This is a genomic window from Gluconobacter sp. DsW_056, from assembly GCF_002153595.1.
GTDB classification, from domain to species: domain Bacteria; phylum Pseudomonadota; class Alphaproteobacteria; order Acetobacterales; family Acetobacteraceae; genus Gluconobacter; species Gluconobacter albidus.
This window is the reverse complement of the sequence record NZ_JOPF01000012.1, coordinates 46,071-68,056: the sequence shown is the minus strand read 5'-3', so window position 1 is coordinate 68,056 and position 21,986 is coordinate 46,071. Positions and strand designations below refer to the sequence as shown.

Here is a 21,986-nt window from a genome sequence, read left to right as displayed (position 1 = left end):
CCCGTGCCAGTCATATCGTTTCGATGCCGCCTCAAAAACGGCCTTTGAGACAATGAGACGGATCCGTCACAGCCCGGGAACTGCATGTTTTGACCGCAGACACGCTTCTCACATCTGACCGGCATCACGCCAGCAGCGCGCCAGTCATCAGCATGATGGGCACGCGCGCCATACTGTTCGAAGCACCCGGCGCCTTTACCATGGAGCAACAGCAGCGGATCTGGGCGCTCATTGAGTACGCCGAAAACCGTCCTGACATTCAGGAACTCGTTCCCGGCGTCACCAACCTGCTTCTGATCTTCACCCACGCCCCGGAATATCCGGAACAGATTGCTGACTGGCTCCGCAACGCCTGGGAGAGCCTTCCACCCCGCCAGATCGCCGGACGTCTCTTTGAAGTGAATGTTCGCTATGGTGGCGCACTGGGGGAGGATCTGGCCGCGGTCTCCGCTCATACCGGACTGTCTCCCGAAGAGGTTATCCGGCTGCATCATGAAGGCGAATATACCGTCTGCGCGGTCGGAAGCGCGCCGGGGTTCGGCTACCTTCATGGCCTGAATCCGCGTATCGCAACGCCGCGAAAATCCATTCCCTCTCTCAACATGCCCGCAGGAACCGTAACGATCGGAGGGATGCAGGCAGGGATTTCCGCACTGACTGGCCCCAATGGCTGGAATTCGATCGGTTATACCGAAATCTGTCTTTTTGACCCGTATCGCAGCTCTCCTTCCCTGTTCGCCATAGGCGATCGCATCCGTTTTTGCCCGGAGAGCATTGAGCTGTGATCACGATCCTCGAAACCGCACCGCTCAACACCATTCAGGATCAGGGACGTTCGGGCTATCGTAATCTCGGGGTTGGAAGCTCGGGCGTCATGGACCCGCTTGCCCTGAAAATTGGCAATATTCTTCTGGGAAACGCGTTAGAGGCAGCCTGCATCGAGCTTCAGACCTATCCTTTCGTAATCCGGTTCGACACCCCAAGCAGCTTCGCCGTCACGGGGATTGACGCGCCTCTGACACTGGACGACAGGCCTGTTCTTGCGTGGTCCGTGGAAACCGCGGCTCCCGGACAGGTGCTGCGGGTGGGCATCCCCAGAACGGGTGCCCGGGCATGTATCTGCGTGGAAGGCGGCGTTGACGTTCCTGTGGTGCTGGGTTCACGCAGCACCCAGCTTCGAGGCGGTTTCGGCGGAATGGATGGACGCTTTCTCGAGGCCGGTGATGAGCTTGCCACGAAACCCGCGTCCGCTTCGCTCTCAGGTTATGGCGCGGTTCCACCAGCGCGCGTTCTTGAAAATCAGTCTGACGACGGGAAAATCGTTCTGCTGCGCGCGGTGCCTGGAACGGATTATGCGCGTTTTACACCTGAGTCCCGGGAGCGTTTCTGGGATCAGGGCTGGCGCATCACGCCCCAGAGCAATCGCGTGGGATATCGCCTGAGCGGCACCCCACTTACCCTGCTCGAACGGATCGAGCTGCGATCATACGGCATTATTCCGGGCATCGTACAGGTGCCTCCGGCGGGTGAGCCTATCGTCCAGCTCGCCGATGCGAATACCGCTGGGGGTTACCCTCGCATCGCAACCGTGATCGAGGCCGATCTGTGGCGTCTGGCCCAGGTGCGGATTGGAACATCTATCCGCTTTGTCGAATGCAGCCATAAGACAGGCATCGCGGCCCAGCAGCCAATCGACAGTTACCTTGATGATCTCCGCCTGATGGTCGCCCATTACCGCGCCTCCTGTCAGTCACGAAATGGCACAAACTCCCGAGGCACAGCATGAAGATCGACCTAAACTCCGACATGGGCGAAGGCTTTGGCCGCTGGCGTATCGCTGACGATGACGGGCTGATGGACGTTATCTCGTCAGCCAATATCGCCTGTGGCTTTCATGCCGGCGACTACGCCATCATGAACCGCACCGTTCAGCGCGCGAAAACAAAAGGTGTCGGAATTGGTGCACATCCGGGATTGCCGGATCTGATAGGTTTTGGGCGCCGTTCCATGTCCATTTCGGATGCGGATATGGAAGCCATGATGGTTTACCAGATCGGTGCGCTGCAGGCCGTGGCAGCCTTACACGGACATCGCGTCACGCATGTCAGTTATCACGCCGCCTTCGGAAACATGGCCAATGCCGATGCCGGTCTGGCATTGAGGCTTGCCCGCGCCATCGCCGCGCTGGATCGTGAACTGACGGTCTTCTGTATGCCCGGACAGCTGACGGAGCGTGCAGCCGAGACGGCAGGGCTTCGTGTTCAGACCCTGTTTCTTGCAGACCGGGCCTATACAAGCCTTGGAACGCTTGTTCCGCGCGACCAGCCGGGCGCCGTCATCCACGATCTGGCTGCCATCAGAGCGCGTGTCAGGCAGTTTCTTGAAGACGGGTCTGTCACGACCTCTGTGGGATCGCGGCTTCAGGTCAAGGCACAGTCCATTCTGGTGCATAGCGATACGCCGGGATCACTGGAACTGGCAAAAGCCATCCGCTCAGAAATTGAAGCTGTCGGGGCAGTCCTGACACCGGCGTTCCGGCTTCACGACTAACAATCATAATGCCCCTGACCAGTCCTTCAGACACTACTGCGTCAGTATCGTGCATCGAGGTATAAGTTAAAATGAAGCATGATCTGAAACGCGGCGCCCTGCTTCTGGCATCGGCCACGTTTTTTGTTGCGGCGCTCAATGCCCTTCAAAAGCTCACCGGAACGCGGCTTCCAGCTCTTGAGATCATCTTTTTTCGTAACCTCTTTTCTCTGCCTTTTGTACTTCTGATCGCCTCTAGAACAGGTATTGTCCTCAGAACGCATCACTTTGGTGGTCACCTGATCAGATCTGTCGTCGGACTGATCAGCATGATCATGGTCGTCATCACCGTGACACGCCTGCCGCTGGCAGAACAGCAGGTCCTTTCCTACACCCAGCCCCTGTTTCTTGTGCTGCTTTCAATCCCGCTGCTGCAGGAGCGGCCTTCCCTTCAGCGCTGGATTGCGGTTCTGATCGGGTTTTCAGGTGTCGTGGTTGTCGCTCTTGGAAAAGGGCTTCTCAATACGAACGCTACATCGGTGTCCACCATCATCTATCTGCTGGCGCTGGCACAGGGAGCGGTCGGTGCGCTGACGACCATGCAGATCCGCCAGCTTTCGGCCACCGAGGCCAGTACGACGATTTCGTTATGGCAGGCCATTCTCATGACAGTCATGACGGCTGCGCCCCTCCCTTTCATCTGGATCACACCAGGGTGGCAGGACGGTTTGTGTCTGGTGGTTGTGGGCGCTTTTGCCGGAATTGCCCAGGTTCTTCAGACCGAGGCTTTTGCTTCGGCGCAGGTCTCTGCCATTGGTCCATTCGCCTATACGGGTCTGCTCTGGGCGGCACTGATCGGCTGGCTCGGCTTTGGCGAAATTCCCAGCTCCGCCATGGCTGCCGGCGCAGTTCTGATCATCGGATCAGGCGTCTGGATGCTGCGCCATGACCGGGCATCGAAAGCCAGAGCGGCAGTCGTCGCAACAGTTGAAGCCGCCGAGGGCTCCTGAGCTTTCCTCGTCTTTCCATACCTATCACCGTACCCAACAGCAAAAATTCCCGGAGAATGACAGCGTGACACCCGATCAAGCCACAACGTTCATATCCCGGAAACGGAACATTCCGTCTCGATACATATTCTTCATTCTGGTCTTTCTGATGTACGTCATCAGCTACGGTGACCGTGCAGCGCTTTCCATCGCCCTGCCCACACTCGGGAAAGAATTCACACTTTCTCCCGTACAGATGGGCTGGGTCTCCTCCAGCTTTCTCTGGTCGTATTTCCTGCTGAATCTTCCCTCAACCATGCTCCTCGACCGCAAAGGGGCGCGACTGATCGGCAGTCTCGCAGTATCGATATGGTCTTTTGCAATGTTGCTAGGGGGAATGGCTCACAACATTACCCAGTTCCTGATGACACGTGTTCTGCTCGGCGTCGGAGAGGCGCCGACCTTTGGTGTCGGCGCTACGGTTGTCCGTAACTGGGCGCTCCCAAAAGAACGCGGCTCCGTCATGACGATCCTGTTGACCGGCATGCAGCTTGGACTGGCCGGGGGTACGATCGCCGGGGCTTATCTGATCTCGTTCTTCGGCTGGCGCTTCGAATTCATGGCACTCGGGGTGATCGGGCTGGTCTGGGCCGCAATCTGGTGGCTGGTCTATCGTGCTCCAGCCGACAGGACGTCTCTCCCTACCCGCGCGCCCTTTTCCCTTGGGTCAATCCGGAACCTTTTCAGATCACGGTCTTTTCTGGGTATTCTCGTTGTCCAGTGTACCCAGAACTACCTGAATTTTCTGGTCATGTCCTGGATGCCCCTTTACCTCATTCACGAACTTCATATTGATATTACCGGAACAGGTAATCGGACAGCACTCTGCTATCTCGCCGCAGCTGCTGGTGCGATCGTCATCGGCCGTATTCTTGAACATTTCACTTTCCGGAACGGCATCCATCCGCCACGCCGCAGGTTCATCGTTGCAGCCTGCCTTGGAGGAGCCGCCACGATCGGCTTTCTCCCCCGGTTCCATACCATGACACCCATTCTCCTGATCCTTGGAGGTTCGCTGGCCTGCCTGATTGCAGCGAACGGTGCGAATACGGCTCTGCTTACAGACCTGGTCGAAGACGGAGACAAAATCGGCACGGTGACGGGCGTTACCCTGACCTGTAGCAACTCTCTTGGTCTTTTTGCACCGATCGTAACGGGTTATATCGTGTCCTACACCGGGCGTTTCGATATGGCGTGGTATATGTGTTCGGCGGCCCTGACAGGAGCCGGATTGCTCTCACTCCTGCTGGTTCGCGCTCCAATTTCCATGCAACGCGCCCCGTAAAACCAGAGCAGAAAGTATTTTATGAAGATGGCTTGGCGAGTTCTGGAAAGAGCCTGGCGAGATCGGTGGGTTGAAGGATATCCGCCAGCGTATAGCGGTCGAGCACACCCATAAAAGCGTCCAGCGCTTCACCGAGAACCCCTCGCAGCCTGCAGGCTGGTGACAGGATGCAGGGCCGGCCTCCTGAGGACAGACCATCGCAGTCCACCAACATCATGTCCTCTTCCGTAAACCGCACCACAGTCCCGATCCTGATCTCTTCGGCAGGGCGCGCCAGCATCAGACCGCCGCCTCGACCACGGATTGTCTTGATGAATTCCCCCTGCCCCAGACGATGCACCACTTTAACAAGATGATTTTCGGAGATTCCGTAAGCATGCGCGATCTCACGGATCGAAACCCGCACTTCAGGGCGCGCGCCCAGATACAGCAGGGTCCGCAATGCGTAATCGGTATGAAGGGTCAGGCGCATACGAGTCCTTTGACAGATTGACACACAGAAGTCACGACCTTAAAGGTGTAAATTATATACACCTTTAAGGGGACCCATCATGTCCACTTCAGATCGCAGCCTTACTCCAGACGTTATCGCCATCATCAAGGCTACCGTGCCTGCACTTGAAGCGCACGGACTGGCCATCACTACGGAAATGTATCATCGCCTTCTGGCGGATCCGGCCATTTCGGAATTGTTTGATCCCACCCACCAGTCCAAAGGCACGCAGCCCCGCGCCCTTGCGATGGCGGTTCTCGCTTATGCGAAGAACATCGACAATCTTGGTGTCATGGGGAGCGCCGTAGAACGGATTGCACAGAAGCATGTCAGTCTGGAAATTCTGCCGGAACACTATCCGCATGTTGCAACCGCTCTGCTGGGGGCAATCCAGCATGTCCTCGGTGCCGCCGCAACGCCCGCCATTCTCGATGCCTGGGGCCGCGCCTACTGGGCTCTGGCAGATATCCTGATGGGTCGCGAACACCAGCTTTACGATGTCAGTACCCATGCTGAAGGGGGCTGGACAGGATGGAGGACTTTCAGGATCGTTCAGGCCATCCCGCTCTGTGAAAATGTCACTACGTTGGAACTCAGGCCGACGGACGGCAAGCCTGTTATCAAGGCTGTATCCGGACAGTATGTCGGTGTGGATCTTGATATTCCGGATCATGGCCGGACGCGCCGAAACTATAGCATCACGTCCCGCCCGAACTATGATTCCTACACCATCAGCGTGCGCCATGTTCAGGAGGGTACCGTATCGTCATGGCTGAACAGCCAGAGTTGCGAAGGGCATGAAGTCCGGCTCTCTCCACCTGCAGGCAACTTCATTTTGCCTGAACATTTCGATACCCCTGTGGCATTCGTTTTCGCAGGTATTGGGGCAACGTCCATGATCGGCATGATCGAGGATCTGGCTGCCCGTCCCCAAGCTCCTGCCGTCAGCATCGTACAGATCGCCCACTCCCGCGAGACGGCGCCTTTTGCCACCCGACTGGCTGAAATCGTTCGCAATTCTGGCGGTCGCATCACCCTTGATACACGCTTGACATCAATTGATGGTCGCCCGGATGCGGAGTGGATTGCCACGCGTATTCCGCACAGCGCTACGATCTATCTCTGCGGCCCGGTGGGCTTTATGCGTGATACGATCCAGGGTCTTTCCAAAACGGGTATTCCCGCCGACCATCTTCGGTACGAAACATTTGGACCAGACACCGGCGTCACGGATTAACCCTCAGAGCGCCGCAATAATCATTTTTATTTTACAGGCATCCTGAAGAGAAACCTTCTTTTCAGGATGTTTTTTATAAAGCGGACTGACAGACTTCAACAGGCGTCAGTCGGGATTGCCGTTGCTGAATAGCGCAACATGGAATGCTTTTTTTTGCATAAGGTATGCATAAAAGCATTTTTTTATTGCAGCCCCGTGACGACAGTGTTCTCATACAATCTGGTTAGTTAATTTTTATATTGAACTATTTTATATTGTTCAATATATTCCGGGTCTTGTGAGGGCTGTTGGCGATGGAATTACCTGCGCTCACATATTTTGTGGCTCTGATTGACGTGGGCTCACCGGCAAAAGCGGCTGAAGCCTTGGGCGTCAGCTCCTCGACCGTCAACCATGCGGTGCAGGGTCTTGAACAGTCGATGGAGTTTCCGCTTCTCCTTCGCACGTCAAAGCGGCGATACCCCGAAGCCGTTCCAACGGCTTGCGGACAGAGCCTCTATCGGTCTGCCCTGTCTCTGCTTTACTGGGGTGTTGAACTCGTGTCACCTCCGCAGGACGCGTCGGAAAAATCAGTAATATCCCTGAGTCTTACGGACTTGCGGATGCTCCTGCAGACGGGCCTGACTCTTCGCATGATTGGCTATTTCCTGACGGTCTGCGAGGTCGGGAGCGTCGCAAAAGCCGCCCGAAAGCTTTCGATCTCCCAGCCAACCCTGTCGCGTCAAATCCAGAAACTGGAGACAATCCTCAATCGGAAGCTTCTGATACGTTCTCCTTTCGGAATGCAGCTTACGCCTGAAGCACAATTGCTGCTGGAAGGATGCCAGCGGGCCGATCAAACCTATCGCAGCATCATGCGGGACGAAAATTTCAGCTATTTCCGCCAATTCCGCACATTGCGACTGGCCTCCATGATGCCGTCCAGCAGCGACAGTTCCCTGACGCTGACACTGGCCAGACTTGTGCGTCTGTGGCGTGAACGCCGTTATCAGCCCACCCTGACGGTTTCCACGCTGGCAGCCCCCACGATGGTCGAAGGACTTCTGGAAGATACTTACGATGTTGGCCTGACCGACCTTCTGGATGTTCCCCCCACTCTTGATCACGTGGATCTGGAAATATCGGACCTGCATCTGGTCTTCGCCCGAGGGCATACTCTGAACGGCGTAACGCTCTCTTCACTGATCGAAGGTGGCACGCTGGCCATACCCGCGTTCGGTACGGGGTTACGACGCCTGACAGACCAGTTTCTGGAACATGCAGGGCTGGTACCAGCATCGGTGTTTGAAACGCAGTCCATCTCTCTCATGCTTCGCCTCGTCATTGATGGAACATGCTGCGCCATCATGCCTGCCGGCTCCTTTCGCCCGCAGGATGTGGACTCTCTGCCGCTGCCCTCACGCTATCGCATGATCACGCGCCTGATCTGGAAAAAGACCCATTCCAATCCCGCCAGCATTGAACGTTTGAAATCCTGCCTGCTGGAAAACAGACGTCACCGGAAGTCTGCGGCATGACAGTCATTCCGGCTGTTCCGGGGTGGCGCCGCCGCCTGAGTGTCGCTCTGCTCGTGCTGGCAGGCTGCATCAGCTATATTGACCGGTCCGCTCTCTCCATCGGCAATACCGCCATCATGTCAGACATGCACATGTCCTACACCGGCATGGGCTGGCTGCTGTCCGTCTTCGCATGGGCCTATCTGGTCAGCCAGATTCCCGCGGGACTTCTGGCGGACCGCCTTGGTGGACGGCTGTTACTCGGGGCTGGTCTGTGCCTGTGGTCCTGCGCACAGATCGGCTTTGGCTTCGTGTCGGGCGTGGCGGGACTGTTCATATGCCGAATTCTGCTCGGAATGGGGGAATCCCCGCTGTTCCTGGCTGGAACACGCGTTCTCGTGCGCTGGTTTCCGCCTGCGGAACGAGGGACCGTTATCGGACTGTTCAACGGGTCTGCGGCCCTCGGCCCGGCTCTTGCGCCACCGGTGCTTCTGGCAATCATGGCGTTTCAGGGATGGCGGGGAATGTCCGTCAGCATCGGGATCCTCAGCCTGCTGCTCGGGCTGATCTGGGTACTCTATTACCGTGACCCGACAGGCCCTGTTACTGCTCCCTCACAGGCGCCATCCGTGCTTCGCGATGACCTGGGATATCTGCTGCGCCAGCGGTCAAGCTGGGTTGTGACAGCGGGTTTTGCCGGAATTATCTACCTGACCTGGCTGTATGCGACCTGGCTGCCCGCGTGGCTTCAGTCCGCCTACCATCTCACTGCCGCACAGGCGGGACTGCTCTCGGCCCTTCCCCAGATCTGCGGTTTTGCCGGCAACCTGACGGGCGGGCTGCTTTCCGACCGCCTGATGGCAAGGGGTATGGGCCGGCTGGAAGCCTGCCGGCGGCCGGTCGTTCTCGCGATGCTCGCGGCGGCTGTGATGACCGGCCTGACCACACTCCATACCGGATTGGTCATTTCGATGGCTTTCATGGCAACCGCCCTGTTTGCCGGAGGTCTCGCCATGAGCGCGGCATGGACGCTCGGAACCGTCATTGCCGCAGAGCATCGCGTTGCGACGCTTGAGGCGATCCAGAATACGGGGGGCTCACTTGGTGGCGCGCTTGCCCCCGTCATTACCGGCATCATGGTGGACCATTTCGGATCCTTCGCCCCCTCGATGCTCGTTGCCTGCGGCGTAGGGCTCATCTGCGCCGCCATCTACCAGTTCGGACTTCGTGAAACGGATGCGTCGAGCAGCCACGCTCCATTCCCGATGTCCCCTTTCTCCCTGCCTGATCGGGCAAACCAAGGAACAATCAAATGATCACGCGACAGGCTCTCACGCTTTCGACCGTTCTCAGTGGCGTGGCAATCATTCCCGTATTTTTTTCGGGAATACTGTCTGCCGGGGCGCAGGCGGCCGAACGGGTTCCGGATGGTACAGCCCGGAAGGCACATACTCCGGCCGCTCAGAAGAGCGTTCCGAGAGTTCCTGCGAAAAAGGAACCCGGAATTCTCGGACGCGATGAGGCCATTACCGTTTTCGGTCATGGCTCTACACGCCAGATGACCAGCATTACGCACAGCATGATGCAGCAGAGCGCGCCGGGAACCTCTCCGCTCAAGGTCCTGAGCCAGTTGCCTGGCGTCGTCTACCAGTCCGCCGATCCGTTCGGAGCCTATGAATATTCCAGCCAGATTTTCATGCGCGGTTTCAGCCAGTCCCAGCTCGGATTCACGCTTGACGACATCCCTCTCGGAGACCAGCAGTTCAATAATTACAACGGACTCAGCGTTACGCGCTCGATCATCTCCGATGATGTCGGCGGCGTGGATGTTTCGCAGGGGGCGGGGGCGATCGACGTAGCCTCCACCAGCAATCTGGGCGGTGCAATCCAGATCCATTCCCTCGACCCCGATCACAAACGCGGTGGCACCGTCAGCCAGACCTTTGGCAGCAATTCTGCAATGCGGACCTATGTGCGACTGGACAGCGGAGACCTCAACAAGTCCGGCACGCGCTTTTATGTCGCCTATGCCCGAACGAACATGAACCTGTGGAAGGGTGGCGGCTATGATTATTCGGATCAGGTGAACGCCAAGATCGTCCAGCCGCTGGCGCGGGGCTCCTCAATCAAGGCCTTCTTCGACTGGAGCTCGACGCAGCAGTTTGACTACCAGGACATGACCATGAATTACCTGCATACGGTCGGCCCCAACCTTGCGAATTACTATCCGGATTATACGGCAGCCTATCATGCGGCACAGGGGATCTATCGGCCGGAATATCTCAAGACCAACGATCCCTATGACGCGGCCTATTATGCCGGTACGGCCAACCGGGTTGACTATCTGGGGGGCCTGACCCTGGACGAAAACTTCACGGACCGTCTGAACTGGAAGACCACGCTCTATGGTCATGCCGATACCGGCTACAGCACCTGGACGACGCCCTACATGCCGTCTCCAAACGGAGCGCCGCTGTCACAACGCATTCAGACGCCGGAAATCGCTCGTGGCGGTTTTCAGACCGCACTCACCTACAAAATCGCACGTCATACGATCAATGCCGGTGTCTGGTACGAGTACGACAACTTCAACGAGAGCCGCTATTTCACGGAAGCGCCGCTTCTGGGACAGGGAACACTGGGCAATCCGACAACGGGTTTCCCGACCAGCAAGGTTTTTGCCCAGCCCTGGCAGGAAGCATTTTCGACCAACACGTTCGTCTTCCATCTTCAGGATACCTACCGCATTACTAAAAACCTGACGGTCAATGCAGGTTTCAAGTCCATGATCGTCAATGCGGGAAACAGTGTTCCGACGCAGAGTCTTGCCATCAACGGGACGCAGATCGCGCAGGGACGGCTTGAAGCCTCCAACGCATTCCTGCCGCAGGTTTCGGCAAACTGGCGCTTCCTGCCCCATCATGAACTGTTCTTCGATGTCTCGCACAACATGCGCTCCTTCCCCGAAGACGGATACGGGACCAATGTCTCCGCAACACCGTGGACATCGTCACAGACAGCGTTCCAGAGCACCAAGAACACCCTGCGGCCGGAGACAGACTGGGTTTATGAAGGGGGATACCGCTATACGACGCCATTCCTGAGCGCGCTGGCCTCGCTCTACCGGATCAACTTCTCCAACCGTCTTCAGCTGATCAACAGCCAGTCCGGCATCAATCCGATCACCGCGGTTGAAAATGTAGGCGGTGTCACCACGAACGGTGCGGAAGCGAGTGTCACGATCCGGCCGCTCGACGGGCTCTCCATTTACAACTCTTTTTCCTATGCGCATTCCACCTACGATCAGGATGTCACGACAGCCTCCGGCGTGCAGGCAACGCGCGGCAAGCTCGTGCCGAACTATCCGCAGTTCATGTACAAAGGGAACATTACCTACCGCCTCGGCGGCTTCGAGGTGCATGTCGATGGAACTTACCTGTCCAGCAGGCAGCTGACCTATACCAATGACCTGCATGTTCCGGGCTATTTCCTCGCCAACTTCGGGGCCCGCTACAATTTCGGTAATATCGGCGTCCTGAAGGGACTGACGACGAGCCTGAATATCTACAACCTCGCCAACAAGACCTATGTCTCGACAACCAACGAGCTTGGAAACAACTTCGTCGATACCGGATATAATTACTTCCTGATGGGCGCGCCGCGTCAGTTCTTCGGAACCGTCAGTGCGCATTTCTGAAAACAGGGTCATGTCCTCACGCAGGCGGCTGATTGCAGCGGCCTGCGTCGGCAATCTTCTGGAATGGTATGATTTTGCGGTCTATGCGCTGTTTGCGCGTTATATCGCTGCATCCATCTTCCACAGTTCCGACAGTTTTTCACAACTGGCCCAGAGCCTTCTGGTCTTTGGGCTCGGGGCCGTTGTCCGCCCGCTCGGCGCCATCCTGATCGGACGCTTCGCAGACCGGAACGGGCGCGGCGCTGCACTGACGTTCACCTGCCTGCTGATGGGGGCCGGAACGCTCATGATCGTCTTCGACCCGCCTTATGAAACAGGAGGGCGCCTGTCGATCGTCATCATCTGCGTGGCGCGTGTGCTGCAAGGGTTGTCGGCAGGAGGTGAAATCGGGGGAGCCGCAGCGTTCCTGACTGAGCAGGCCACATCCGGCGCCCGGAGTGTGACGGCCTCATTCCTTCAGGCCACAATGGGGCTGTCCAATATACTGGGCGCCACGGTGGCAACCCTCGCAACACTCTGCCTCGATCAAACGCAGATGACCGCCTGGGGATGGCGCCTTCCTTTTATCGTCGGGCTGCTGATCGTTCCCATGGGACTGATCCTGCGGCGTTCTCCCGATTTTGCTGGATCAGCGCGAACGCCACAACAGTCCGAAACGCCGGTACTCAAAACCCTTCTGCGCCAGTATCGCCTGTCTCTCAGCGTCTCTTTCGGGGTCTCGATCCTGTGGACGGCAGCTCCATACGCGCTGGTGATCTATCTGCCGCTCTACATGCAGACGGCGTTCGGCATTTCGTCCCATGTCAGCTACGCGGCCTATCTGGCTGCGAATGTCGTTCTGGTTCTAACCTCGCTTCTTTCGGGAAAACTTGCGGATCAATATGGCGCACGCCTCGTCCTTCTTGCCGGGATGCTGATGGTGCTCCTTGCTCCCACACCTCTTCTTTTGCTGGCAGGAGCATTCACTGATCCGCCAGTCATCATGCTGGTGATGATGGGGCTGTTTGGAGCGGTCGGGCTGTTTGCCGGGGCAGCCCCCGAAGGACTGGCCAGCCTGTTTCCTTCTGAAGTGCGGGCGACCGGAATCGCTGCGCCCTATAATGTGGCGGCTGCCCTGTTTGGAGGTTTCGCACCCATGTTCCTGACAGAAATCGGGTCGCACTGGCATGGGATACCCTCGCCCGCACTCTACATCCTGCTGGCCGCAGTTCCGGCTGCGCTGGCTTTGGGATCTCCGTTGTGGCGACAGGGCACCACGTCTCCTCAACAAGCCGGAGCTATGGGACATGCAGCAAAAAGCATAACACCTGCATCGCCGGATGATGGGACAGTTACCGCAGAATCACTCAGGGGAGAGCGGTTGTGAACGATATCACACTGACGGGCAAAACCCTGCCGCTCGCCGATCTCGTGAGCATTGCCGACGGCCGACGGATCAGGCTCTCAGAGGCAGCTTTGCGAGAGGTACGCGCGGGCCAACGCACTCTCGCCGACGCGCTGGCGCGTGGCGAGGGTGTTTACGGGACGACCAGTATGGTCGGCGCGTTCAAGGACGCTGTTGTAACGCCGGAGGACAGGCCACACCACACCTTGCGCCTGATGCGATCGCATCAGCTTGGCTTTGGTGAAGCTCTTCCGGTCCGCACCGTCCGCGCAGCCATGGTCATCCGCCTGAACGGTATCCTGAGCGGTCATACCGGCGCGGGGCCGGATCTGGCTCGTGCCCTGGAGGCGCTGCTCAACACCGGTATCACGCCAGTCGTTCCGGAATACGGGTCCATCGGCTGCGCGGATGTGGGCCTGATGGGCCATGTCGGGGCGGTCCTGATGGGTGAAGGCGAGGCCTTCGGGCCGGATGGAGAACGGCTGAGTGCCGCAGTCCTTCTGAAGCGTTGCGGTCTCAGAGCATTTGTCCCCGGCCCGAAGGATATGATGACCGTCCTGTCGAGCAACGCGCTCGGTGTGGCGGGCGTAGCACTGGTCGTGGCGGAAATCCGCGCCCGTCTTCCGCTCTGGCTCGGAATCTATACGGTGTCCTGTGCAGGGTTCGGTGCGTTCAGGATTCCATGGGAAGCCGCACGGCGTACCGGAATGCCAACGGAACAGCGGATCGCACGTTTCCTCGAGCGCGTCAGCGGGGACGGAGGCTGGACGCCGCGGAGGAACCTTCAGGACCCGCTGAGCTTCCGCTGCATGCCTCAGATCGGCGGGGCGTTTCTGGCCGCGCTGGAGCGGGTCGAGGCCTCCCTCGCCTACAGTTTCAGCCATTGCGACGACAACCCGATCCTGCTGGATGGACGGGCGCTGACATCCGGAGCCTCGCTGCCGCTGTCACTGGCACTGGACGCGCAGGCTTTCGTTCTTGCCCTGTGCCATTATGTCCGGGGCGTTCTGGGACGTATTCTGGCGCTCTGTCGCAACGACCTGTCCGGCCTGTCGCGCAACCTGACCTTCGAACCGGGGCGTCAGGTCGCCTTCGGAGCTGCGACCAAGCTCGCCGCGGATCTGGCGACGTCCATCCTGCGGGAGTCTACGCCGGCCTCGCTTTATCAGGTCCCCGTCGCCAACGGTTTTGAGGACGAGGCCAGCTATCTGCCGTCCATTGCACGAGCGCTGCGTCTGCAATGCACGCTTCTGGAGCCTCTGGTGGCCCTGGAAGCCATGGCGGGACGACAGGCCGTCCGTCTCTCGGGCGCAACGCCCAAAGGCCTGCCCGGCGCGATTATCGCGGCTCTGTCGCAGGATATCCCCTGGCTCGACGACAGCCATGCGGTGGGAGACGTACTGCGGGCGACCGAGGCTGTTCTGGCCGAGTTCCCCCTCCCTCCTGCCCCGGAATTTGATTCTTCCCAGCCTGAGCCGATGGAGTGCCTGTATGCATGACGTATTGCTGAAAGGAACGGTCGTGACCCCCTCAGCCGTTCTGGAAAACGGCTGGGTAGCCATTGACGGCACGAAAATCAGCCGACTGGGTCAGGGCACGCCTCCTGCGGCGCAGGACATACGTGACTATGGAGAAAGTCTTATCCTGCCGGGCGGGATTGATGCGCAGGTGCATTCGCGCTCCCAGAAAGGACAGGAAGATTTCATCTGGACCACCCGCGCCGCAGCGGCAGGCGGTATCACGACAATTGCAGACATGCCCTATGACGAGGGTTTTCTTGTCAACACCGCTGACCGTCTGAAACAGAAAGCCGCCGAAGCCGGAGAGCAGGCCCGCGTCGATTTCGCGCTCTGGGGCACGATCGCTCCCGGCGATAGTCTGCATCATATCGGCGAGATGGCGGCAGCCGGAGCCTGCGGCTTCAAGTTCTCGACGTTCGGGACGGACCCCAAACGCTTTCCACGGATCCCGGCCGATCTTCTCGCTCGGTGTTTCGACGCCGTGCGCGAGACCGGGCTGATTGCGGGCGTTCATAATGAAGACGACGAAATGGTCCGGGCGCGGCTGGCACAGGTAACGGAAGCAGGCATTACGGACTGGCGCGCGCACGGACTGTCACGACCTCCCCTGACCGAAACTCTGGCGATGGCGCAGATTTATGAAACGGCGGCTGGTACGGGATGCGCGGCGCATGTCGTTCACTGTTCCGTAGCGCGCGGCTATGCCTTATGCGCGTCCTACCGCCAGCAGGGTTTCGAGACGACCGCCGAGGCCTGCATCCATTACCTGGTGCTTGATGAAGAGCATGACGTCGCCCGCCTGGGCGGTCGCGCCAAGATCAATCCGCCCATCCGTCCGCGGGCGCAGGTCGAGGGACTCTGGCACCATCTTGCTGCCGGGAACGTAACCGTCGTTTCCACCGACCATGTTTCATGGAGCCTGACGCGAAAATCCGATCCTGACATGCTGAAAAATGCGTCGGGCGCCCCTTCGCTGGAAGTCATCTATCCCCTGTTTCTCACGGAGCTGGGGCGGCGTAACCTGTCATGGACACATGCCGCACGTCTGCTGGCTGAAAATCCTGCCCGGCTGTTCCGTCTCACCTCTCGCAAGGGTGGTCTGGCCGCAGGACGCGACGCGGATATTACGGTCGCCCGGCGTGAAGACTGGATTTACGATCCGAAAGCCAGTGGCCACGCCTTTGAAGACTGGAGCCCTTACGAAGGGCGGACGCTGGACTGGCGCATTGCCGAGACATGGCTTCGGGGAGAGCGGATTTTTGCCGACGACGCCATACTGGCAAAACCGGGGCATGGGCGCTTCGTAAAACCGGAGCAGCCATGAACGCCGCAGAATTCGTCCAGCCCGATCGCCTCTGGTCCGATCTCATGACACTTGCGGACATCACTGATCCGGAGCGTCCCCATACCCGCCGCTCCTTTTCCGACCGGTTTCTCGATGGCCGCCGCTGGCTAAAGCAGCGCTTCACCGAGGCCGGGCTGACCTGCCATCTGGATGATGCAGGCAATCTCATCGGCCGACGTCTCGGTTCCGCTGACGGGGCTGGAACGGTCATGAGCGGATCACATTCCGATACAGTCCCCGACGGTGGGCGTTTCGATGGCATTCTGGGCGTGCTCTGCGCGCTTGAAGCCGCCCGCGCCTTCCGGGATGCGGGGCTGGTCCTGCGGCACGATCTTGAAATCGTTGATTTCCTTGCTGAAGAGCCAAGTGATTTCGGCCTGTCCTGTATCGGCAGCCGGGGCATGGCAGGCGCGCTGACAACCGATCAGCGCGCGCTTGTCGCTCCTTGGGGAGAGACGCTGGCGCAGGCGCTGACACGGATGGGAGGGCGTCCGGAGCGTCTTGATACGCCGCGCCGTACAGATCTGCGGGCGTTTCTGGAGGTGCATATCGAACAGGGCATCGTTCTCGAACAGGACGGCCTGCCGATCGGGGCGGTCACGGCAATTGCCGGTGTCACGCGCGTTGAAATCCTCTTTGAAGGCCGGGCGGACCACGCGGGAACAACCCCAATGGACCGCCGACAGGATGCAGCCGTCGCTGCGGCTGGTGTCATCACATTCGTCAGCCGCCGGGCGACGGAACTGGCCCGGTCCGGTCAGGGACATATGACCGCGACATGTGGGATCGTCGGGGTTTCACCGAATGCGTCCAACGTGGTGCCCCGCTCCGCCCGGATTGTGGTGGACATCCGGGTTTCGGAACGCGCCGTCGTCGAGGCGTTTCTGAAGGAACTTGAAACAACCAGCCTCAGACTGGCCTCCGAGGCGCATGTCCGGTTAGAGCGATTCACGTGTCTGTCGGATACGAAACCGGTTACCTGCGATGCAACACTCGTCCGCATGATCGAACAGGCTGCCGGTCAGCTTGGACTGAAACACCGTCAAATAGTATCCGGCGCGGGTCACGACACGGCTTTTGTCGCACAGCTTTGCCCGGCCGCCATGGTGTTCGTGCCATGCCGGGATGGACGCAGCCATGACCCGGAAGAATGGTGCTCGCCGGAGGACGCAGCCAACGGCGCGCGCATCCTGACCCAGACTCTTCAGGACGTTGATCGGGATTTTTGAATAATGGTTGTCTCCCCGCGCAGGAGTGAGACGCCGCAATACGGGAATGGTCACGATGGGCAGAATACTGGTTGAAAGAGACGTCGAAGCCGCGATCCGGGGTGGATCGGTCTTCGCCTGTGGCGGCGGTGGCTGGGTTGAACATGGGCGGATGCTGGGTATGGCAGCGGTTAATGCCGGACAGCCTGAACTCGTCTCCGCGGAAGAGATTGAAGACGATGCCATCATCGCCACGGCGGCGGCGATCGGTGCGCCTGCCAGTACGACGGAATGGCAGATGCTGGGTGTCGATTACGTCAACGCCGTAAAGCTCGTCCAGAAGGAGTTGGGACAACCAATTTACGGTCTCATGATCGGACAGAATGGCAAGTCCAGTACGCTCAATGCCTGGCTTCCCGGAGCGATCCTGGGCACGAAGGTCGTGGATGCAGTTGGCGACATGCGCGCTCATCCCACCGGCGACATGGGGTCCATCGGCATGGCCAATTCGCCCGAAACAATGATCCAGGCCGTTGTCGGCGGCAACCGCTCCCGCCATTCCTATATCGAGATGGTCGCAAAAGGCGCGACTGCACGGATTTCGCCCATTCTGCGGACCGCCTCCGATATGTCGGGCGGCTTCATCGCATCCTGCCGCAACCCGCTTCCCGCGTCTTACGTCAAACGCCATGCCGCATGGGGCGGAATTTCCCGTGCCCTCGCATTGGGAGAAGCCATCCTCGAAGCCTCGGGCAAAAACGGAAATGCCGTCGTCGACGCCATTCTGAAAACGCTCGACGGGGCCATTCTCGCGCAAGGTATAGTCAGCCGGAAGTCGGTCACCTATACGCCCGAGGCCTTCGATGTGGGGACCATTACGGTCGGACAGGGCACTTCTGCCGTGACCCTGCATGTTATGAACGAATACATGGCAGTTGATGGTGCGGACGGTCAGCGTCTGGCCTCGTTCCCCGATATCATTACCACGCTTGCTCCGGACGGCTATCCGCTGAGCGTCGGGGAAATCGAGGAAGGTATGGAAATCCTTGTCCTTCATGTCGAGAAAACCAAGTTTCCGCTTTCCTCAAGTGTTGTAGATCCGGCCGTCTATCCGCCCGTCGAGCGTGCTCTGGGTATTGATCTGGCGAGCTATGCGCTTGCGCCCTCTCCTTTTGGCAAGGACATCTGAAATATGACCAAACGGCATTTCGACGTCACGTCAGACAACACGCTGCGCTGTCGGGGATGGCGACAGGAAGGGCTTCTGCGTCTTTTGGAAAACGTCCTGTCTGTGGCTGAAGATCCCGAAAATCTCGTGGTCTATGCTGCTCTGGGCAAGGCTGCACGGGACTGGCCGTCACATGATGTCATCGTCCAGACGCTGAAGACCATGCGCGATGACGAAACGCTCATCGTTCAGTCCGGAAAGCCCATCGGTGTAGTACGCACACATGAGCGTGCGCCAATTGTCGTCATGGCCAATTGCAACATGATCGGACAGTGGGCCAAGGCTGAGGAATTCTACCAGCTCGAAAAGAAAGGCCTGATCTGCTGGGGTGGCCTGACAGCCGGCGACTGGCAGTATATCGGCTCTCAGGGCGTCATACAGGGAACGTATGAGATCTTCCGCTGTATCGCGGAGCGTCATTTCAGCTCGAACCTGTCCGGAAAGCTGATCCTGACCTCCGGTCTTGGCGGCATGGGGGGCGCACAGCCCCTCGCCGGACGTCTGGCTGGCGCCGTAATTTTGTGTGTGGAAATGGATGGCGCACGCATCAACAAGCGGATGGAAGCAGGCTATCTCCAGCATCGGGCAGAGACGCTGGACGAAGCCCTCAAACTCGTGGCGGATGCGCAGCGCGCGGGCGATGGCTGTTCGATTGGTCTTCTGGGAAATTCAGCGGACATTCTCCCTGAAATCCATGCCCGCGGCATCGTTCCCGCCATCGTCACAGACCAGACATCCGCCCATGATCTGGTCTACGGCTATCTTCCTGCCGGACTGTCCGCTGCCGAGATTCAGGCATTGCGAGAAAGCGAGCCCGAAAAACTCGCCGCGCTTTCCCTGAAATCCATCGCCCGTCATGTGCAGGCCATGCTGGATTTCCAGTCTGCCGGGTCCATCGTTTTCGATAATGGCAACCTTATCCGCACGCAGGCAAAGAAGGCGGGGATCGGGAATGCGTTCGATATTCCGATCTTTACGGAAGCCTATCTGCGGCCTCTTTTTGCGCGGGCGATCGGACCTTTCCGCTGGATTGCGCTGTCGAACGACGAGAACGATATCCGCAGGATCGACGACTATCTTCTGGAAACATTCTCGGACAACCCATCCGTTGTGAACTGGATCACGCTGGCCCGGGCGCATGTGCCGTTTGAAGGACTTCCGGCGCGGATTGCCTGGCTTGGCCACGACGCCCGTACGCAGGTCGGCCTGGCCGTGAACGGAATGGTTCGTGATGGCATACTGGCCGGACCGGTCGCTTTCACGCGCGATCATCTGGATGCCGGCGCAATGGCGCATCCAAACATCATGACGGAAAACATGAAGGACGGATCAGACGCCATTGCAGACTGGCCGCTCCTGAATGCCATGCTGGCCTGTTCATCACAGGCCGATCTGGTCGCCATTCATTCCGGAGGCGGCGGTTATGCGGGATACATGACCAGCGCAGGTGTCACAATCGTCGCCGACGGCTCCAGCGAAGCGGATGAGCGACTGCGGATTGCGCTGACCAACGATACCAGTCTGGGTGTCATGCGCTACGCCGATGCGGGCTATGAAGACGCCCACGACGAAGCAGAGCACCGTGGCATCCGATGGCTTTCCCTGTAGCGAAATCAAGCCCTGGAAACAGAACAGGGAGTATTCGCGGGTTTCATGATGCTTTCCACGAAATCCGCAAACTGCCGGGCTTTGGCCGTCATCATCCGTCCGGCCGGGAATACCGCCCACAGATCAATCGAAGCCAGAGACCATGCTTCGAGAACACGAACGACGGCGCCGTCTTCAAGCTCGGGCGCGAACATCCAGTCGGATGCGATGGTCAGTCCCATGTCGGCCAGAACGGCGGCTCTGATACCCTCCGCAGCACTGACTTTGAGGCGTCCGCTGACAGAGACTGACACGGCGGCTCCATCTCGCAGGAATGACCACAAACTTGGCAACTGGCTGTAGATAATTGCCTCATGGGTCGCCAGATCCGCAGGAGACTGGGGTATGCCTGCGCGTTTGAGATAGGCGGGGGTGGCGAGGACCGAGCGTCCCCCGGTCGCCACCCTCCGGGCAACGGCCGTGGAGTCCGCAAGCGTTCCCATACGCAGCGAAATATCCACGCCTTCCGCCACAAGGTCGATCATCCGGTCATCGAGAATGATCTCAACTGTCAGATGAGGATTCTGCGCCAGAAACAGCGGCAGTTTCGGGATGATGTGCAGCCTTGCGAACGTTGTCGCAGCTGACACCCTTAACCGGCCTGAAAGACCCGCCCCCGCGCCTTTTGCAGCAAGTTCAGCCTCGTCGGCTTCCTGAATCGCATTCCGTGCCCGCTCATAAAAATTCTGCCCTGCCTCTGTCGGTGTCAGACCATGGGTGGAGCGGATGAGAAGACTGACCTGAAGTCGGGCTTCAAGCTGCGCAATGGTTTTGGAAACCGCCGGCTGTCCTACACCAAGCTGTCGTGCGGCTGCCGAAAACGATCCCGTGTCCACCACCCGTATGAAGGTGGCCATTGCCTGATAACGATCCATAATATTCCTCCAGGGAATGATCCTTATCGCCTTAGGCTCTCTGCCCTGTCGAGCATGGAAGAGGCATTTTTCATTCGTCACCCCAACAGGCCGGGTTGTGAAGGAAGGGTTCAGAGATGTTCGGTTCACTCATACGCATCACGTCTGGCTCCGCCATAACGGATGGTCTTGTGGCTTTTCATCTGACGGGCAGCCTGCTGCACGTCGCTTCCACCCTGCTGGGACATATGTTCTCCGGCCTGTCAGCGGCCCTGACATCAGACGCCGCATCCTCTTTGGAAGGAAATACCCATGTCTCTTCAGGCAAAACTTGATGCCTTCAAAGCCGATTTTGAAGCCGGAAAGCCGCCTTACAATGTTCCGGCCTCGGTCATTGAAATCATGCATCGTGCAACTGCGGAGCTGATCGCCTCGGGCGCAGCGGGGAATGCGCTCAAAGCGGGCGACACGGCTCCGTCTTTCATCCTGAACACCCCTGACGGCGCTCCAGTGTCTTCGTCCGAACTTCTGGCGAAAGGTCCGCTGGTCCTCAGTTTTTATCGCGGCGTGTGGTGCCCGTACTGCAACATGGAGCTTCAGGCCCTTGAGGCCGCCTTACCTGCATTCCGGAAGCTGGGCGCAAACCTGATCGCCATTTCACCCCAGACAGCCGTGAACAGCCGTAAATCGGTCCGCCAGAATAATCTGGATTTCCCAATCCTGTCGGACGTGCACAACGACGTTGCAGCCGCTTTTGGTCTGCGTTTTGTACTGCCGGACTATCTTGTGCAACTCTACACAAGCCTGAAAAACGACCTGCCGTCCTTCAATGGCGACGATAGCTGGACTCTTCCAATGCCTGGACGGTTCGTCATCGGTCAGGACGGCGTAATTCTCTATGCCGAGGTCAATCCGGATTATACCCGCCGGCCGGAACCGGAAGATATGCTCCCGGCTCTGCGGAAAGCGGCACAGTCGATCAGCGGATAATCTCGACGCAGATGCCCGTCATGA

General features: G+C 58.7%; 18 protein-coding genes. 16 read left to right on the top strand and 2 right to left on the bottom strand.

Features of this window, described 5'->3' with window-relative positions:
* The first annotated feature begins 152 nt into the window (after positions 1–152).
* From pxpB to HK22_RS12370, 5 genes are all read left to right on the top strand, one after another.
* Entirely contained in the window at positions 153–785 is a 633-nt protein-coding gene (gene pxpB, locus HK22_RS12390; RefSeq protein WP_086649497.1) for a 5-oxoprolinase subunit PxpB, read from the top strand.
* Entirely contained in the window at positions 782–1,786 is a 1,005-nt protein-coding gene (locus tag HK22_RS12385) for a biotin-dependent carboxyltransferase family protein (protein WP_086649479.1), read from the top strand. The genes pxpB and HK22_RS12385 overlap by 4 nt, the downstream gene beginning before the upstream one ends.
* Positions 1,783–2,550: a LamB/YcsF family protein gene (locus HK22_RS12380; RefSeq protein WP_062107241.1), complete on the top strand. Its 768-nt coding sequence runs from the start codon at positions 1,783–1,785 to the stop codon at positions 2,548–2,550. Before HK22_RS12385 ends, HK22_RS12380 begins: the two co-directional genes overlap by 4 nt.
* Positions 2,551–2,621: 71 nt before the next feature.
* Positions 2,622–3,539 (top strand): DMT family transporter, encoded by a 918-nt coding sequence (locus tag HK22_RS12375; protein ID WP_062029060.1) that lies wholly within the window; start codon positions 2,622–2,624, stop codon positions 3,537–3,539.
* A gap of 148 nt (positions 3,540–3,687) precedes the next feature.
* Positions 3,688–4,863 (top strand): MFS transporter, encoded by a 1,176-nt coding sequence (locus HK22_RS12370; protein ID WP_086649496.1) that lies wholly within the window; start codon positions 3,688–3,690, stop codon positions 4,861–4,863.
* A gap of 19 nt (positions 4,864–4,882) precedes the next feature.
* On the opposite strand, the gene HK22_RS12365 is transcribed toward HK22_RS12370, so the two are convergent.
* Positions 4,883–5,335, bottom strand: a complete 453-nt coding sequence (locus HK22_RS12365; RefSeq protein WP_062029055.1) for an Rrf2 family transcriptional regulator — start codon at positions 5,333–5,335, stop codon at positions 4,883–4,885.
* Positions 5,336–5,414: 79 nt separating this feature from the next.
* On the opposite strand from HK22_RS12365, the gene HK22_RS12360 reads away from it, so the two are divergent.
* The 10 genes from HK22_RS12360 to HK22_RS12315 all read left to right on the top strand — a co-directional run bounded on the left by HK22_RS12360 (position 5,415) and on the right by HK22_RS12315 (position 20,079).
* On the top strand, positions 5,415–6,593 hold the full coding sequence (locus HK22_RS12360) for a globin domain-containing protein (RefSeq protein ID WP_086649478.1): 1,179 nt from the start codon (positions 5,415–5,417) through the stop codon (positions 6,591–6,593).
* 293 nt (positions 6,594–6,886) lie between these two features.
* Positions 6,887–8,110 carry a LysR family transcriptional regulator gene (locus tag HK22_RS12355; protein ID WP_086649477.1) on the top strand — a complete coding sequence of 408 codons (1,224 nt, stop codon included), beginning with the start codon at positions 6,887–6,889 and terminating at the stop codon, positions 8,108–8,110.
* Positions 8,107–9,405 (top strand): MFS transporter, encoded by a 1,299-nt coding sequence (locus HK22_RS12350; protein ID WP_086649476.1) that lies wholly within the window; start codon positions 8,107–8,109, stop codon positions 9,403–9,405. Before HK22_RS12355 ends, HK22_RS12350 begins: the two co-directional genes overlap by 4 nt.
* Positions 9,402–11,786 (top strand): TonB-dependent receptor, encoded by a 2,385-nt coding sequence (locus HK22_RS12345; RefSeq protein WP_086649475.1) that lies wholly within the window; start codon positions 9,402–9,404, stop codon positions 11,784–11,786. Before HK22_RS12350 ends, HK22_RS12345 begins: the two co-directional genes overlap by 4 nt.
* 10 nt (positions 11,787–11,796) lie before the next feature.
* The gene (locus HK22_RS12340) at positions 11,797–13,152 is read left to right on the top strand and encodes an MFS transporter (RefSeq protein WP_086649474.1); all 1,356 of its coding nucleotides are present in this window, start codon (positions 11,797–11,799) and stop codon (positions 13,150–13,152) included.
* Entirely contained in the window at positions 13,149–14,669 is a 1,521-nt protein-coding gene (locus tag HK22_RS12335) for an aromatic amino acid lyase (protein WP_158093564.1), read from the top strand. The genes HK22_RS12340 and HK22_RS12335 overlap by 4 nt, the downstream gene beginning before the upstream one ends.
* Positions 14,662–16,014, top strand: coding sequence for a dihydroorotase family protein (locus tag HK22_RS12330; RefSeq protein ID WP_086649472.1), 1,353 nt, complete (start codon positions 14,662–14,664; stop codon positions 16,012–16,014). The genes HK22_RS12335 and HK22_RS12330 overlap by 8 nt, the downstream gene beginning before the upstream one ends.
* Positions 16,011–17,264: a Zn-dependent hydrolase gene (locus tag HK22_RS12325; RefSeq protein ID WP_086649471.1), complete on the top strand. Its 1,254-nt coding sequence runs from the start codon at positions 16,011–16,013 to the stop codon at positions 17,262–17,264. Before HK22_RS12330 ends, HK22_RS12325 begins: the two co-directional genes overlap by 4 nt.
* 55 nt (positions 17,265–17,319) lie before the next feature.
* The gene (locus tag HK22_RS12320) at positions 17,320–18,432 is read left to right on the top strand and encodes a DUF917 family protein (RefSeq protein WP_086649495.1); all 1,113 of its coding nucleotides are present in this window, start codon (positions 17,320–17,322) and stop codon (positions 18,430–18,432) included.
* 3 nt (positions 18,433–18,435) lie between these two features.
* A complete protein-coding gene (locus tag HK22_RS12315) occupies positions 18,436–20,079 on the top strand; it encodes a urocanate hydratase (RefSeq protein ID WP_086649470.1) in 1,644 nt (547 codons plus the stop codon).
* 5 nt (positions 20,080–20,084) lie between these two features.
* Here the strand turns inward: HK22_RS12315 and HK22_RS12310 are convergent, their stop codons facing one another.
* The gene (locus tag HK22_RS12310; RefSeq protein WP_086649469.1) at positions 20,085–20,993 is read right to left on the bottom strand and encodes a LysR family transcriptional regulator; all 909 of its coding nucleotides are present in this window, start codon (positions 20,991–20,993) and stop codon (positions 20,085–20,087) included.
* 291 nt (positions 20,994–21,284) lie between these two features.
* Between HK22_RS12310 and HK22_RS12300 the strand changes: the two genes are divergently transcribed.
* Positions 21,285–21,962 carry a peroxiredoxin-like family protein gene (locus HK22_RS12300; protein ID WP_086649468.1) on the top strand — a complete coding sequence of 226 codons (678 nt, stop codon included), beginning with the start codon at positions 21,285–21,287 and terminating at the stop codon, positions 21,960–21,962.
* Positions 21,963–21,986 lie beyond the last annotated feature (24 nt).